The organism is Pleomorphomonas sp. PLEO (genome assembly GCF_041320595.1).
Lineage (GTDB): Bacteria > Pseudomonadota > Alphaproteobacteria > Rhizobiales > Pleomorphomonadaceae > Pleomorphomonas.
In genome coordinates, this window is record NZ_CP166625.1 from 3963810 (window position 1) to 3977985 (window position 14176).

The following is a 14176-nucleotide window of genomic DNA, read 5'->3' on the forward strand; positions in this document are numbered from 1 at the left end:
GCGGGACTCACTGGCAACGAAGGCAGATGCTAAACCACTCACGCCTTCATGACAACATCATGTAGCTAAAATGTGATCTCAACATACTATATGTAGGAAATTCTGATTTCCCTACGCTTCTAGCAAAAGGATTCAGACGACCTAAACCATATCGATTCAACGGTTCTTGAGGCTTTTGTGGTCTGCTCGGCGTCATTGCCATCAAAGGCGCGCCCGTCCTGATAAACCGCGCCGCCGTACACGAGTTCCGGAGCCGACACGTCATGCCGCATCACGCCACCTATGCCGTTCCCAACGAGCAGCTGGATGTCGCGGTCATCGACGACTCCAAGACCATGCAGGGTATCATCCGCTCGATGCTGAACGCCATGAAGGTGCGGCGCATCCGGTTGTTCGACAGCACCGAAGCAGCCCTGCACGCCATGCTGCACGAGCCGCCAAATCTCATCATCTGCGAATGGCGGGCCGGACTTGTCAGCGGACACCAGTTGCTGCGCATGGTGCGGGCTCGCTTCATGGAACCGCTCTGCTATGTTCCGGTCATCATCGTGACGGCAACGCCGACGCGCGCCATCATCGACAAGGCCATGGCGGCCGGTGCGAATCTTATCGTCGTCAAACCGATCTCGCCGGCGGTGCTGCAGGAGCGCGTCGCCTGGTTGCAGCGCGACCAGCGCGAGCTGGTTCTCGGACCGCGCGGCTCATTTGAGATCGAAGGCGTGCGGGAATCCATGATGGCTCAGAAAGAGCGGGCCGCCGCGGTCCGCAAGGCGGCAAACACCAAGCCGATTCGCAAGCCTGAAGCGGCGCCACTGCCACCACCCGCCGTTGCCAAGGAAGCTCCCGACAACGGAACCATGGCAGTCGACCAGTGGCAAGCCTTCCTGCGCACCAAGGAACAGCTCGAGCGCAAGGCGGGTCTCAAACCAGACAACGCCGCGCCGACGGAGAAGTCGGCGGCCAAACCAGCCTGGACTGCGCTCCGCCGAGGGTGAAGCTACTTCCGCAAAAAGCCGAAGGCGGCTCTGGACAAGCCCCCGCTACCTCGCCATAGTCCGCGCAAATACGTGGATGGCGAGGCCGCTGGCCGCGCCTGTGCGATGGGTTCGGAGATCATGACGTTCAAGGAACTGCTGACCGAAGTCTTCACTTGGTGGAACGGGCAAACCCTGGGTACCCGCTTCTACACCTGGAAGAAGGGACAGCGCGTCGGCGAGGACGAACTGGGAAACATCTATTACCAGACGAAGGATGGCGCCCGCCGCTGGGTCACCTACAAGGGTGAGGCCGAGGCCTCGAAGATCCCGCCCGGCTGGCATGGCTGGATGCATCATCGCACCAACGAACCGCCGACCAGCGAGCATTATCGGCCACGCGATTGGCAGAAGCCGCATCAGCCCAATTTGACCGGCTCGGCTGCAGCCTATAGGCCCAAGGGATCGCTCGCCTCGTCGGAGGGCCGGCCGGCCGTGACGGGCGACTACGATGCCTGGACGCCAGGGGCCTAGTTCAGGGGCCGCTTTCTCGCACACCGGACAGACAACGGGATGGATCGCTCCGTCCCGTTTTTCATTGGACGGCGGAAAAGCCAGTTGAGGCGGCCGGCGCTGTTGGACTCCCCAAGCGGAAGCGATAAGGTCGCGATTCAAATAGGTTAGTCAATCCGCTCGCCAGAGAGGGCGGTGAACGAAGGATTTTCTTTGATGTCTCCACGCTCGATCATCATAGACACCGATCCTGGCCAGGACGACGCCGTCGCCTTCATGTTGGCGCTCGCCTTTCCGGAGACGATCGACGTGCTGGGCATTACCACGGTCGCCGGCAACGTCGGTCTTTCCAAGACGTCGGCCAATGCGCTGAAGCTTTTGGAGCTCGTCGGCCGCGCCGATGTTCCCGTGTTCGCCGGTGCATCGGCGCCATTCGCCGTCAAGCTCGAGACCGCCGAATATGTTCACGGCGAGACTGGCCTCAATGGCTGGACTTTCCCCGATCCGGTAACGCCTCTTCGCCCGGAGTTCGCGCCGGATTTCATTGTCGACTGCGTGATGAGTCGGCCGGAAAAATCGGTGACGCTGGTACCGCTCGGTCCGCTGACCAACGTCGCGATGGCAATTGCCAAGGAGCCGCGCATCGCCACGCGGCTTGACAAGATCGTGCTGATGGGCGGCGCCAACATCGAAGGCGGCAACTCCACGCCGGCCGCCGAGTTCAACATCTGGGTCGATCCGCACGCCGCCCAACGCGTGTTCCGCTCGGGCGCCGAGATCGTGGTGATGTCGCTCGACGTCACCCATCAGGCTCTGATCCGCAAGGCATGGCTGGCCGATCTCGGTGCGTTGAAACGCAAAGCCGCCGAGGCTTTCGTCGGCCTCCTCTCGTTCTACGAACGCTTCGACGAGCGGAAATACGGTTCCGACGGCGGCCCGCTGCATGATCCGACGACCCTAGCCTACCTGTTGAAACCGGATCTGTTCGAGGGCAAATTCGTCAATGTCGAGATCGAAACCACCCCCGGCCTCTGTTTCGGCCAGACGGTGGTCGACCGCTGGGCGGTGACCGGGCGTGAGAAGAACGCCACCTGGATCACCAAAATCGACGCCGAGGGGTTCTTCGAGCTGATTCTGGAAGCATTCCGGCGCCTGCCCTGATAAGGGGATGCCAAGAGCTTGCCGCATTTGGCGTGTTGGGTGCGACAAAGGCGCCCAGCGCACCGCGCCAAGCCGAGAGCCACGCCAGTCAGATGCGATCCATGACGTTCAAGATCATCCTTCCGCTTGCCGCCCTCGGCCTGACGACCGCTCTCGTCGGACCGGCCTCGGCTGAGAAGATTGCCAACAAGGTGGCCGTCTTTACCGGGCTCGACAAGATCACCGGCCGGACCATCGATTTCGACGTCTATGTCGATGAGACCGTTCGCTTCGGCACGCTGCGCGTCACACCCAAGGTCTGCTATAGCCGCCCGGCTACCGAGGCAGCTGAGACCGATGGTTTCGTCGACGTGGAAGAGATCACCCTTGATAACGAGATCAAGCGCATCTTTTCTGGCTGGATGTTCGCTGCAAGCCCAGGTCTCAACGCGGTTGAGCATCCAGTCTACGATGTCTGGCTGATAGGCTGCCGCATGGACAGCGACATTCCGCCGCCGGTCGCCAGCAGCGCCGACGTGCGCGTCGCGGTCTCCAATCAAGCCAGCAGCGGCGCCGGCAGCGTTGATGATGGCGCTCCGGTCGTGCTCAGTTTTATTGGCGGGATTCCGATTCCGCCGGACAAGCCCGCCGTCCCCAGCATGATGATGGAAGATGCGCCGACGGATGCGCCAGCTGAAGCCCCCGCGGGCGAAGGCACCGACGGCCAAATCCTAGACTGATGTGCCGTCTTAGCTAAACTACTTTTCATTCAGAATCATCAACCCGTTGCGACCCCTTTAGAAGGTGTCGCATGAAGTTTGCGCCACTACGTCTGATCGGCAGACTCCTGCGTCGGCAGCCAGCGAAGGGCCTCGGCCCCGGAGATGGACGATGGCAAGGCATGGAAATCGCCTTGCGTGCCCAGCGCGGCCGTCAGCCTCTGCCCATAGATACGCTTTGGGATTTCGGTCGTGCCAAAGCGAGCGAGATGATCGGTAACGAACTGGGTATCGAGCAACTGATAGCCGCCAGCCCTGAGGCGCGCCACCAGATGCACCAAGGCCACCTTGGAAGCGTCGGTTACCGTCGAGAACATGCTCTCGCCGAAGAAAGCGCCTCCAATCGACACGCCATAGAGGCCGCCGACGAGCTTGCCATCCTGCCAGCTTTCGACGGTATGGCAATTTCCCCGCCGGAACAGCTCACCGTAGAGCTTGCGGATGGTAGCGTTGATCCAGGTTTTCTCGCGTCCCGGAGCCGGAGCGGCGCACCCTTCGACCACACCATAGAAGTCGGCATCGACCCGTACCTCGAAGCCGTCCTTGCGAACAGTGCGGGCAAGGCGCCGGGGAACACGGAAGCCATCGAGCGGAATGATGCCGCGCCATTCCGGCTCGATCCAGAACAGGTTGGGATCGTCGGCGCTCTCGGCCATCGGAAACATGCCGACCGCATAGGCCTTGAGCAAGATATCCGCCGTGAGCGTGGGGACGCTCGATGTCCGATCCGCCATGTCCGCGTGTTCCTCCATCGCCAAAACCAACCGCGCTTTCGGCGAGTTTACCTAGCGCGTTTATAAACTGTTTGGTCAGTTGTATAACTTAGTCTATCGCCTACTGTATCGGCGGCACAGCGGGGACGAGATGGGCGCTTTGTCAGGATACGAGATCGCAGTCCTCTCCGATAATGCCGCCATCCCCGCTCTGCTTGCCACTCCCGGCCTCAAGCGGACACCATTCCAATCGCCCTGCTGGCTCGAAGCCTGGTTCGCTGTTTTGCAACCATCCGGCACGGACTGCTGGCTCGGCGTCATCCGCGAGTCGGACGGCGGCCAGCCGCTGTTCCTGCTGCCGCTGGTCCGCGAACGATGCCACGGCGTTACCATGCTGACCCTGCCCGATCGGGGTATCAGCGACTATCATTCAGCCCTCGTCAGTCCAGAGTTCGCACCGGATCAGGAAACAATGGCGCGCCTCTGGGGCGCTCTCGTGGCAATGTTGCCCCCGGCCGACATCCTGTCGATCGAGCGGGTGCCGCCGGAAGCCGCTGAGCGAATGCGAATCGCGCAACTGATGCGTCCGTCCAGCTACTCGGCCCACGCAGTGCCGATCGATGCCGATTTCGCGGCGCTTCGCGAGCGCCGGTTCGATGCATCCACTGCCCGTCGGCTCGTCAAGAACCGCCGCAAGCTCGAAAACAAGGGACGGCTGACCTTCGATTTGATCAGCGGGCCGGAGGCTTTGCCTGACCTTGAAAGCCTCCTCGATTGGCGCCATCAACGTTTCAAGGATGTGAACGACGACAGGGACGCAGCTATCCAGCGCAGCTTCTACCGTCGGCTGGTCGAGGAAGGGGCACAGGCACGTGTCGGCCGACTGCGTCTCGACGATGAGCTGATAGCCGGTTGCCTCGGCCTCATCGATGACGACGGCATCCACGTTCTGGTCATTGCCTACAGCATAAATTTTGCCAACTGGGCCCCTGGCCTCTTGATGGTCGAGAGCTGCATCGCCGCTGTCGCCGACCTTGGACTCACCGTTTTCGACCTGACGATCGGTGATGAATCCTACAAACAGCTGTTCGGCGCCGACAGCATCGGCCTGCTCGAACTCCGCCAGCCATTAACGCTCAGCGGCCGTCTGGTGCTCTCCCTTCTCGACCTCAAGCCGCGGATCAAGTGTGCTCTTGAACGGCTGGGACTGCTGGACTTCGTCCAGCGCCCGCGGCGAAAGACTTCCGCGAAAAGCTGAGGCTTCCCTGGAAGAAAAGCCTGAAAACAAAGGGTTGAGCAAAGCTCCGATCCAACTAGCGACTTTTTGGTCTAGGCTTCGGTCGGCGGATGGCGAGTCGTGCCATGAGGACACCGATCGGGAAACAAGCCATGACGTCGGAGCGACCGAGAATTGCCATTTATTTCGCGAGCCGCGACGGGCAGACCCGTAAGATCGTCGAACGCCTCGCCGAACACCTCGATAGGCGTGGCGTTGGCGCGACTGTAACCGACCTTGCAGCCAGCGTGTCGACCGTCATCGACGCAGAGGCTGACCTCGTGTTGCTGGCCTCGGCTATCCGTTATGGCTTCCACCTGCCCCCTGCGCGGCGTTTCCTCGCCCAACTACGGACAGAGGTCCCCGAAACGCGCATTGCGGTGGTCTCCGTCAATCTGACGGCGCGCAAACCTGGGCGGCAGACCGCTGAAGGTAACGTCTACCTGCGCAATTGGCTGAAGCGGACCGGCCTTCGCCCTGCCCTCGCCGCCGCCGTTGCCGGCCGGCTCGACTATCCCGCCTACCGTTGGTTCGACCGAACGATGATCCAGGCGATCATGACCCTTACGGGCGGCCCTACCGACCCGACCACCGTTGTTGAGTATACCGACTGGGCGGAGGTTGAGGCGTTGTCGGAAGAGTTGGCCAAGCTCGTCAAAGCCCGGCTGTAAAGACTTTCCTTACCATAACTTGCGATCCTGACCTCGGAACGGAGCTTTTCCGCCGCCGCCGCCCTGATATGGGCGTCGGCGCGTGGACTTCGTGAGTAGGCGTTGAGTGAGTGTTGGCATGGCGACGTTGGCAGCGTATTCGAGCGGTTACGAGCCGATCTCCATCAGATCGTCAATCGGGTTCGCGGGTCTGCCGGCCGCCGCCGCCTTCGTGGCGGTAACCGCCGCGGCGGCGGTGTGGATCGGGCTCAGCCTTACGGCCGTCGGTACCGTCAGCGAAAACTTGTCGGCTGCTCGCCAGTCGATTTACGATTCCGGTCTCTCGGTCCGCCCGCTGCCGGCAACTCTGGCTCCGGCGAAAAAGCCGACCAAATTCGAAAAACTCCCCTCGATCACGGAAGAGGCCGCAAGCACCCTCTCGGCTGATGCCATCTTGTTATCTCGCCAAAACAAGGCGACCGCCGCCGTTGCCGTGCGCCTTGCAGAAGTGGCCGCAGGCTTGAGGCAGCAGCAGTTCGAGGCGCGGTTCCAATTGAACATCTCGCTGGAACGACGGGCTGCTCTGGCGGTTCGGCATGACCGGCTCGCCGCCCCCAACGCCGGGCTGCGCTCGCCGGTGGTGGTGGCCGAAATCCCGATGCCGGTGCCGCGCCCAGCTCTTCCGGCCAAGCCCGTCGAAGTTGTGCCGGAGGCGCCCAAGGTCGCAGCCGTTGCGCCGCCGGTGGTCGTTGCAGCTCCGCCCGTGGCGGTCGTCGCTCCTCCGGCGTTGCCAGAAAAACAGGAAAAACCGGCTGTCCTCGTCGATCCCAAGCCCAAGGCGGAGGTCGCCATTGTCGAGCCGTTCCGTAGGCCGGGCGTCGCCCTCTACGACATCGCAGCTGGCGTCGTTCACATGCCCAACGGCGAAAAACTCGAGGCCCACTCCGGCCTCGGCGACATGATGGACGACACGCGCTACATCCATGTCAAGATGCGCGGACCGACGCCGCCGGGGACCTACAAGCTCACCATGCGCGAGAGCCTGTTCCACGGCGTCGAGGCCATCCGCCTCACCCCCGCCGACGGCAAGAAGCCGTTCGGCCGCGATGGCCTGCTCGCTCACACCTACATGCTCCGCAAGCCCGGCGAGTCCAACGGCTGCGTTTCGTTCCGCGACTACGCGCGCTTCCTGGCCGCGTTCAAGCGAGGCGAGGTCAGGCAGATGGTGGTGGTGCCACGCCTAGGCAATAAGAGCGAACCCAAGGTCGCGTCGTTGTTTTCCTGGTTCAAGGGCTGAATCGGCGGAATGCCTAGGGTGCAAAAACCCGGACAGCGCCAGGGCGTATGCTGAAGACGGCAGGGGTCTCAGTGACTATCTCGCCGTCGGCATTGATCGGCATCGGCCGGCGCGTACGAATCTCAAAGCGGGTGCCGCTCATCGTCCGCACCTCGTCGCTCAGCCCTTGCCGCCCCTGTCGGAAGGCTAGCGCCATGAAGGGCAGCTTCCAGACGTCCCTGAATTCAAGGGAATAAAGATCAAGGCGGCCATCGTTGATTTCGGCCGTCTCCTCCACGATCATACCACCGCCATAATGCTTGCCGTTGCCGACCGCGATCTGAAACGAGCGGACCGTCGCTTCCTCGCCATCGTCGGAGCGGATGACCGCGCCGAATCTCCGGGCCTCGATCAGCACCTCGGTGGCGGTCAACGCGTAGGCGAGCCGTCCCCAGCGACGCTTCGTCTCCCGGCTCAGCCGGTCGGCGAGTTTGGCGCTCATGCCAAGGCTGGCCACATTGAAAAATGGTTTACCGTTGACGTCGCCGACGTCGATCGCCTTGATCCGGCCGGCGGAGATGATCCGCGCCGCGCCGACCATATCGAGCGGTAGGCCCAGCGTACGAGCCAGATCATTGGCGGTGCCGCCCGGCAGGATGCCAAGAGGTAGACCGCTGTCGATCAGCGCCGGAGCCGCGGCGTTGAGACTGCCGTCGCCGCCGGCTATCACCACAAAATCGACCCTATCGCCATAGCGTGCAATGGCCGCCGCAAGCGTTTCGCCCTCGCGCCATGCAGGCCGCAGCACGTCGATGCCGGCCTTGTGCAGTTCGGCAACCGCCGCATCGACCCCGACGCCAGCCGAGCGACTGTGTGGGTTGGCCAAAATGAGTGCGCGTCGATCCATTTGATGTCAGACAAAAAAGCTGGCGAGATAGGTGGCGATTTGGGCGCCGGCGAAAATCAGCACGCCTGTCCAGATAAACGTCGCAAGCGACAGGACAAGGCCGAGCATCAGGGCAAGACCGTCGCGAGCTACCAGCGACAGACCAATCACCAGCAAGCTGGCTACGGGCCCGATATTGCCAAAGGGGATCGGCAACGCCAGCACCACGGCAAGCAGTAACACCGGAATGCCCACCAGCATATGGCTTGATCGACCGGTCAGGGATCTCCATCGCCCCTCGCGCACCATTGCCTCCAGTCGCTTGACCCAGGGCAGTGCTCGCATGATGACGGACTTCACCCCATTGGCCGTGACATGGCGATCGGCAAGGAAGCGCGGCAAGACGAGGCGGTGATAGCCGATCAACATCTGGCAGGCGATGAGCACCAGACAACTGCCGGTCACCATTCCAAACGGTCCGGGAATGGGAATCATCGCCGGCAACGCCAGCGCGATCAATGCCAAGCCAAACCCGCTTGCTCCGAGGCGATGAATAAGGTCGCCAAGGGACACATGTTCGCGATCTGAAATGTCGGCGGCTATGCGATGAAGCATCGACGAGGCGTAACCACGAGCTTCACTGCCGGCCGTCATTGATCGGATCCCTTGCCTTATACATCTCGGTCCCGACCACGGCGGACCCCGCTCACTGCCATATTGGGATGCCGATAGGTAGATTCAATTACGCCTCGCTTGCTGATGAAAGTCGGTCTTCTGAAAGGCCTTCGGCAAGGCGGCTAACGCACTCGTAAAAACACGGCGTCTTTTCGAATGAGACTTTCGGAGCGGTTTTCGCGAAATCTTGCGAAATCGAATGGGACGAAACGCTTCTAGTTATTTCCCCGATCTTTCTTGACCGTCCGGTAAAGATAATAGCGAGGGCTCCTGGGCGAAGACCCACTTTCCCCGGCATCAGGCCGGTGGATAAGCAAGAACCATATTTCTGGGGGCTGGATTGAACCTCGCGAGAAAGAAAAGCATCGCCGAACTGATGGCGCAATCGGGCGGCAAAACTCTGCCGCGGACGCTCGGCGCATTCGACCTGTTCATGATGGGTGTCGGCGTTATCATCGGCACTGGCATCTTCGTCATGACCGGCGTCGCCGCCGCCACCTACGCAGGCCCGGCGATCATCCTGTCCTTCGCCTTCTCGGCGGTGGCCTGTGCCTTCATCTGCCTGGCCTATTCGGAGCTGGCCTCGTCGCTGCCGGCCGCTGGCAGCTCCTATGCCTACAGTTATACCGCTGCCGGCGAGTTCGTCGCCTGGCTGGTCGGCTGGAACCTGATCCTCGAATACACTGTGGGCGCTTCTGCGGTCGCCGCCGGCTGGTCGGCTTACTTCGTCGGGATCCTGAAGTCCGGCGGCATCGAGCTGCCGCACGCATTGACCGCCGTGCCGCACGATGGCGGCATCGTCAACCTGCCGGCCGTGCTGATCATCGCCTTCCTGACGTTCCTGCTGGTACTCGGCGTGAGAGAGAGCATGCGCCTGTCGCGCATCCTCGTCTTCATCAAGCTTGGCGCCATCTTCCTGTTCCTGCTGCTGGCGACGCCTCAGGTCAATCCCCAGAACTGGGTGCCGTTCCTGCCCTTCGGCATCAACGGCATCACGGCCGGCGCGGCGATCATCTTCCTCGCCTATATCGGTTTCGACTCACTCGCGACGGCGGCCGAGGAGACGAAGAACCCACAGCGCAACATGCCGATCGGCATCATCAGCTCGCTCGTCGCCTGCACCGTGCTCTATATGGCCGTGTCGGCCGTACTGACCGGTGTCGCCCCCTATGCCGAGCTCAACAACGCCGAGCCGGTCACCTACGCTCTGCGCAAGATCGGCTACAACTTCGGCTCGGCCATCGTCGGCGTCGGCGCCATTGCCGGCCTGACCACGGTCTGCCTGGTGCTGATCTATGCCCAGACGCGCGCCTTCTTCGCCATGGCCCGCGACGGACTGATCCCCGAGGGCATCTGCAAGGTACATCGGAAGTTCGGCACGCCGCATATCGCGACGATCTTCGTCGGAACGATGATTGCCCTGATCGCCGGCTTCACGCCGATCGGCATCGTCGCCGAAATGTGCAACATCGGAACGCTGTTCGCCTTCATCGTGACCAGCGCGTGCGTGCTGATCCTGCGCAAGACCCATCCGACGCTCGAGCGGCCGTTCCGTTGCCCGGCCGCTTGGGTGGTCGCGCCGCTCGCCATCATCTGCAGCCTGATTATCATGTTCAGCCTGCCGGGCGCCACTTGGATCCGCTTCGTCGTGTGGAGCATCCTCGGCGCGGTGATCTACCTTGCCTACGGCGCTCGTCACAGCAAGCTTGCGACAGCGGACGCCGTCGCCGTGCCGGCGGAATAACAGGCACAGCTGCCAACATCCGCCGCCGCTGATCTTCGCTCGCGCGATTGTCATCAGCGGCGGCGGCTTCGTCCCTTGATGCGAACGAAAGGCGACGGCACATAGGAGATCACCGCAAGGAGATCCTCATGCCGCCGCTTTCGATCCTCGAGCTTGCCCGCGTCACCGAAGACACCGATCCGAAGGGCGCGCTCGATAACGCTCGTGACCTTGCTCGTCACGCCGAAAGCCTCGGCTACCGACGTATCTGGGTCGCCGAACATCACAATATGCGCGGCATCGCCAGCGCCGCCACGTCAGTTGTGATTGCCCATATAGCCGGCGGCACTTCGACCATCCGCGTGGGTGCCGGCGGCATCATGCTACCCAATCACGCCCCCTACATCATCGCCGAGCAGTTCGGCACGCTCGCCCGCCTTTACGGAGATCGTATCGACCTCGGCCTCGGTCGGGCGCCCGGCACCGATCAATTGACGCTGCGCGCCATCCGGCGGCCACCGGAGGCAGCGGATAACTTTCCCGAAGACGTATTGGAGCTACAGGCCTATTTCGAACCGGCGGCGGAAGGCCAAAGGCTGGAAGCCGTGCCGGCCGCCGGCACGCGCGTGCCGCTGTGGATCTTGGGCTCAAGCCATTTCGGCGCTCTGCTGGCTGCCGAACTCGGCCTGCCCTATGCCTTCGCCTCCCACTTCGCACCTGACCTGCTGCTGCCGGCGCTCGACATCTATCGTAGCCGCTTCAAGCCGTCGGCGACGCTCGAGCGTCCCTATGCCATGGTCGGCGCCAATATCATCGCCGCGGATACCGATGAGGAAGCGCGGCGGCTGTTCACCACGCAGCAGATGTCGTTCGCCGGCATTCGGCGCGGTGCGCGCGGTTTGTCCAAGCCCCCCATCGACGACATCGATAGCTTCTGGACGCCGCAGGAGAAGGCTGACGTCGGCCGCATGATGTCCCGCTCGATCATCGGATCGCCGGAGACGGTGCGACGCGGCCTCGACGATCTCGTCGGGGAGACGGGCGCCGATGAGATCATGTTGGTTTCCGACGTCTACGATCACAAGAGGCGGCTAAAGTCGATTGCGCTGATCGCTGAGGCGGCCGGTATGACGACCGACGCACCGCTCGCTGTCCTGTGACGGTCAGCGCACCGCTCAGCTGAAACCTGCCACGGCGTGCGGCACATAGGGGCCTTCGAGCGCGGCGATCTCCTCGGCCGTCAGGCGGACATCGAGTGCCGCCACGGCATCGGCGATCTGGCCGGGCTTCGAGGCGCCAACGATGGGTGCGGAAACCTCATTCTTCTGAAGCACCCAGGCGAGCGCCACTTGGGCGCGCGGCAGTCCGCGCGCCGCGGCGATCGCTGCCACCGCATCGACGATCTGACGGTCGGACTCCTCGGTTCCGTTATAGAGAGTCTTGCCGAAGGCATCGAGTTCCTGCCGGCGCGAGACGCTTTCCCAGTCGCGAGTCAGGCGACCGCGCGCCAGCGGGCTCCAGGGAATGACCCCGATACCTTCATCGCGGCATAGCGGCAGCATCTCGCGTTCCTCTTCGCGGTAGAGCAGGTTCAGATGGTTCTGCATGGTGACGAAGCGAGTCCAACTGTTTTTCTCGGCGACATGCAGCGCCTTGGCGAACTGCCAGGCGAACATTGAGGACGCGCCGATATAGCGGGCCTTGCCAGCCTTCACCACGTCGTGGAGCGCCTCCATGGTCTCTTCGATCGGCGTGCCATAATCCCACCGGTGGATCTGGTAGAGGTCGATGTAGTCGGTGCCGAGACGGCGCAGGCTGGCGTCGATGCCGGCGAAGATCGCCTTGCGGGAAAGACCGGAGGCGTTCGGCACTTTCTTCGCCTCGTTGAAGGCCAGCGGGAAGTAGATTTTTGTCGCCAGCACGATCTCGTCGCGGGGCGCGAAATCCTTGAGTGCCCGGCCGACGATCTCCTCCGATGTACCGTCGGAATAACTGTTTGCCGTGTCGAAGAAGTTGATACCGGCCTCAACGGCCTGCTTGATCAATGGCCGGCTCTGGTCCTCGGGTAAGGTCCACGGATGGGCGCCACGCTCCGGCACGCCATAGGTCATGCAGCCAAGACAGATGCGCGAGACGTCGAGGCCGGTGCGGCCGAGCTTGGTGTAGTCCATGGGAATCCCCTTGATCATCCTGACTTTGCCCGGAGCCTAGCAGGTTCGGCTGCAAGCGGAACAGCGTCGACCGGCAAGCCAGCCGTGCGCCTGAAGCTCATCGGTCGCGGAGAGTGGTGTCATCGGCAACGCCAATTTGTCGACCGGCTCGCATCGCGATAGAACTTGCCGCTTAGATTGTTCGAGGACGCCATGCAAAGCTTCACCTACTGGAACACCACCCGTATCCATTTCGGCAAGGGACAGATCGCTCGTATTTCCGAGGAAGTGCCGGCCGACGCCCGCGTTCTCATCACCTATGGTGGCGGTTCGGTTCTGAAGAACGGTGTCATGGATCAGGTGCGAGCGGCGCTTGCTGGCCGCGCAGTGATCGAGTTCGGCGGCATCGAGGCCAATCCGCATTTTGAGACACTGGTGAAGGTCAGCGAGCTGGCGCGCGCCGAAAAGATCGATTTCCTGCTGGCGGTCGGCGGCGGATCGGTGGCCGACGGCACGAAATTCGTGGCCGCCGCCGCGCTGTTCGAAGGCGACCCGTGGGACATCCTCGTCGAGCGCGGCACCAACGTCCGGGCCGCTCTGCCGGTCGGTTGCGTCATGACGCTGCCGGCGACCGGCTCCGAGATGAACCGCAACGCCGTCATCACCCGTGCCAGCACGCAGGACAAGCTGCCGATGAACTCGGTGCATGTAATGCCGCGCTTTTCGGTGCTCGATCCGGAGACCACCTTCTCGCTGCCGCCGCGCCAGACGTCCAACGGCGTCGTCGACAGCTTCATGCATGTGCTGGAGCAGTACCTGACTTATCCCGTGGACGCCAAGGTACAGGACCGCTTTGCCGAGGGCCTTCTACTGACGATCCTAGAAGATGGGCCAAAGGCGCTCAGCGAACCGACCAACTACGCCGTCCGAGCCAACCTGATGTGGGCGGCGACCATGGCACTCAACGACCTGCTGTCGCGTGGCGTGCCGGGAGATTGGGCGACGCACCGCATCGGCCACGAGCTGACCGGCCTCTATGGGTTGGACCACGCGGCGACACTGGCCGTCGTGTTGCCGTCGCTGCTCAAGGTAAAGCGGGCTCAGAAGCGGGAGAAGCTGCTGCAATATGGCGAGCGGGTATTCGGCATCACGACGGGCAGCGAAGACGAACGCATCGATGCTGCCATCGAGCGGACGCGCGCCTTTTTCGAAGCGATGGGGGTCAAGACCAGGCTCTCCGACTACGGCCTCAACGCGGATATCATACCGGTCGTGTCGGAGAAATTGCGCCAGCACTGGCAAGTGCCGCTTGGCGAACACCGCGACGTCACACCTGAAGTCGCCGCTGAGATCCTGGAACTGGCGCTCTGACGAGCGGCAGACCGGCTCGGATAGAAAGGGCGGCCGCCGCGCCGCCCTTT

14 protein-coding genes are annotated in these 14176 nt (G+C 62.5%); 10 read left to right on the forward strand and 4 right to left on the reverse strand.

Translation table 11 applies throughout. From position 1 onward, the window contains the following. Positions 1–263 precede the first annotated feature (263 nt). From AB6N07_RS18380 to AB6N07_RS18395, 4 genes are all read left to right on the forward strand, one after another. Complete coding sequence (locus AB6N07_RS18380) at positions 264–995, forward strand: PleD family two-component system response regulator (protein ID WP_370674511.1); 732 nt, start codon at positions 264–266, stop codon at positions 993–995. A 120-nt stretch (positions 996–1115) separates the two neighbouring features. Then, a complete protein-coding gene (locus AB6N07_RS18385) occupies positions 1116–1508 on the forward strand; it encodes an NADH:ubiquinone oxidoreductase subunit NDUFA12 (RefSeq protein WP_370674512.1) in 393 nt (130 codons plus the stop codon). 192 nt (positions 1509–1700) lie between these two features. Next, positions 1701–2648: a nucleoside hydrolase gene (locus tag AB6N07_RS18390; RefSeq protein ID WP_370674513.1), complete on the forward strand. Its 948-nt coding sequence runs from the start codon at positions 1701–1703 to the stop codon at positions 2646–2648. Between the two features lie 101 nt (positions 2649–2749). Beyond that, positions 2750–3367: a DUF2155 domain-containing protein gene (locus tag AB6N07_RS18395; RefSeq protein WP_370674514.1), complete on the forward strand. Its 618-nt coding sequence runs from the start codon at positions 2750–2752 to the stop codon at positions 3365–3367. 86 nt (positions 3368–3453) lie between these two features. On the opposite strand, the gene aat is transcribed toward AB6N07_RS18395, so the two are convergent. Then, the gene (gene aat / locus AB6N07_RS18400; protein WP_370674515.1) at positions 3454–4140 is read right to left on the reverse strand and encodes a leucyl/phenylalanyl-tRNA--protein transferase; all 687 of its coding nucleotides are present in this window, start codon (positions 4138–4140) and stop codon (positions 3454–3456) included. A gap of 130 nt (positions 4141–4270) precedes the next feature. On the opposite strand from aat, the gene AB6N07_RS18405 reads away from it, so the two are divergent. The 3 genes from AB6N07_RS18405 to AB6N07_RS18415 all read left to right on the forward strand — a co-directional run bounded on the left by AB6N07_RS18405 (position 4271) and on the right by AB6N07_RS18415 (position 7342). Next, positions 4271–5377: a GNAT family N-acetyltransferase gene (locus AB6N07_RS18405; RefSeq protein WP_370674516.1), complete on the forward strand. Its 1107-nt coding sequence runs from the start codon at positions 4271–4273 to the stop codon at positions 5375–5377. 131 nt (positions 5378–5508) lie between these two features. After that, a complete protein-coding gene (gene hemG, locus AB6N07_RS18410) occupies positions 5509–6066 on the forward strand; it encodes a menaquinone-dependent protoporphyrinogen IX dehydrogenase (RefSeq protein ID WP_370674517.1) in 558 nt (185 codons plus the stop codon). 118 nt (positions 6067–6184) lie between these two features. Further along, positions 6185–7342, forward strand: a complete 1158-nt coding sequence (locus tag AB6N07_RS18415) for a tlde1 domain-containing protein (protein ID WP_370674518.1) — start codon at positions 6185–6187, stop codon at positions 7340–7342. Between the two features lie 13 nt (positions 7343–7355). Here the strand turns inward: AB6N07_RS18415 and AB6N07_RS18420 are convergent, their stop codons facing one another. Then, positions 7356–8228: a lipid kinase gene (locus AB6N07_RS18420; protein ID WP_370674519.1), complete on the reverse strand. Its 873-nt coding sequence runs from the start codon at positions 8226–8228 to the stop codon at positions 7356–7358. A gap of 6 nt (positions 8229–8234) precedes the next feature. Continuing rightward, on the reverse strand, positions 8235–8861 hold the full coding sequence (locus AB6N07_RS18425) for an exopolysaccharide biosynthesis protein (protein ID WP_370674520.1): 627 nt from the start codon (positions 8859–8861) through the stop codon (positions 8235–8237). 361 nt (positions 8862–9222) lie between these two features. Between AB6N07_RS18425 and AB6N07_RS18430 the strand changes: the two genes are divergently transcribed. Both AB6N07_RS18430 and AB6N07_RS18435 read left to right on the forward strand, forming a co-directional pair. Continuing rightward, positions 9223–10626 (forward strand): amino acid permease, encoded by a 1404-nt coding sequence (locus AB6N07_RS18430; RefSeq protein WP_370674521.1) that lies wholly within the window; start codon positions 9223–9225, stop codon positions 10624–10626. Positions 10627–10754: 128 nt separating this feature from the next. After that, positions 10755–11765 (forward strand): LLM class flavin-dependent oxidoreductase, encoded by a 1011-nt coding sequence (locus AB6N07_RS18435; protein ID WP_370674522.1) that lies wholly within the window; start codon positions 10755–10757, stop codon positions 11763–11765. A gap of 15 nt (positions 11766–11780) precedes the next feature. Here AB6N07_RS18435 and AB6N07_RS18440 read toward each other — a convergent pair whose 3' ends face one another. Continuing rightward, complete coding sequence (locus tag AB6N07_RS18440; RefSeq protein WP_370674523.1) at positions 11781–12776, reverse strand: aldo/keto reductase; 996 nt, start codon at positions 12774–12776, stop codon at positions 11781–11783. Positions 12777–12968: 192 nt separating this feature from the next. On the opposite strand from AB6N07_RS18440, the gene AB6N07_RS18445 reads away from it, so the two are divergent. Further along, the gene (locus AB6N07_RS18445; protein WP_370674524.1) at positions 12969–14126 is read left to right on the forward strand and encodes an iron-containing alcohol dehydrogenase; all 1158 of its coding nucleotides are present in this window, start codon (positions 12969–12971) and stop codon (positions 14124–14126) included. Positions 14127–14176: the final 50 nt, after the last annotated feature.

Excerpts from the sequence above, each read along its gene's own strand:
- AB6N07_RS18380 (WP_370674511.1), top strand. The coding sequence starts at position 264 with ATGCCGCATCACGCCACCTATGCCGTTCCCAACGAGCAGCTGGATGTC.
- AB6N07_RS18385 (WP_370674512.1), top strand. The coding sequence starts at position 1,116 with ATGACGTTCAAGGAACTGCTGACCGAAGTCTTCACTTGGTGGAACGGG.
- AB6N07_RS18395 (WP_370674514.1), top strand. The coding sequence starts at position 2,750 with ATGACGTTCAAGATCATCCTTCCGCTTGCCGCCCTCGGCCTGACGACC.
- aat (WP_370674515.1), bottom strand. The coding sequence starts at position 4,140 with ATGGCGGATCGGACATCGAGCGTCCCCACGCTCACGGCGGATATCTTG.
- AB6N07_RS18405 (WP_370674516.1), top strand. The coding sequence starts at position 4,271 with ATGGGCGCTTTGTCAGGATACGAGATCGCAGTCCTCTCCGATAATGCC.
- hemG (WP_370674517.1), top strand. The coding sequence starts at position 5,509 with ATGACGTCGGAGCGACCGAGAATTGCCATTTATTTCGCGAGCCGCGAC.
- AB6N07_RS18415 (WP_370674518.1), top strand. The coding sequence starts at position 6,185 with ATGGCGACGTTGGCAGCGTATTCGAGCGGTTACGAGCCGATCTCCATC.
- AB6N07_RS18420 (WP_370674519.1), bottom strand. The coding sequence starts at position 8,228 with ATGGATCGACGCGCACTCATTTTGGCCAACCCACACAGTCGCTCGGCT.
- AB6N07_RS18425 (WP_370674520.1), bottom strand. The coding sequence starts at position 8,861 with ATGACGGCCGGCAGTGAAGCTCGTGGTTACGCCTCGTCGATGCTTCAT.
- AB6N07_RS18435 (WP_370674522.1), top strand. The coding sequence starts at position 10,755 with ATGCCGCCGCTTTCGATCCTCGAGCTTGCCCGCGTCACCGAAGACACC.
- AB6N07_RS18440 (WP_370674523.1), bottom strand. The coding sequence starts at position 12,776 with ATGGACTACACCAAGCTCGGCCGCACCGGCCTCGACGTCTCGCGCATC.
- AB6N07_RS18445 (WP_370674524.1), top strand. The coding sequence starts at position 12,969 with ATGCAAAGCTTCACCTACTGGAACACCACCCGTATCCATTTCGGCAAG.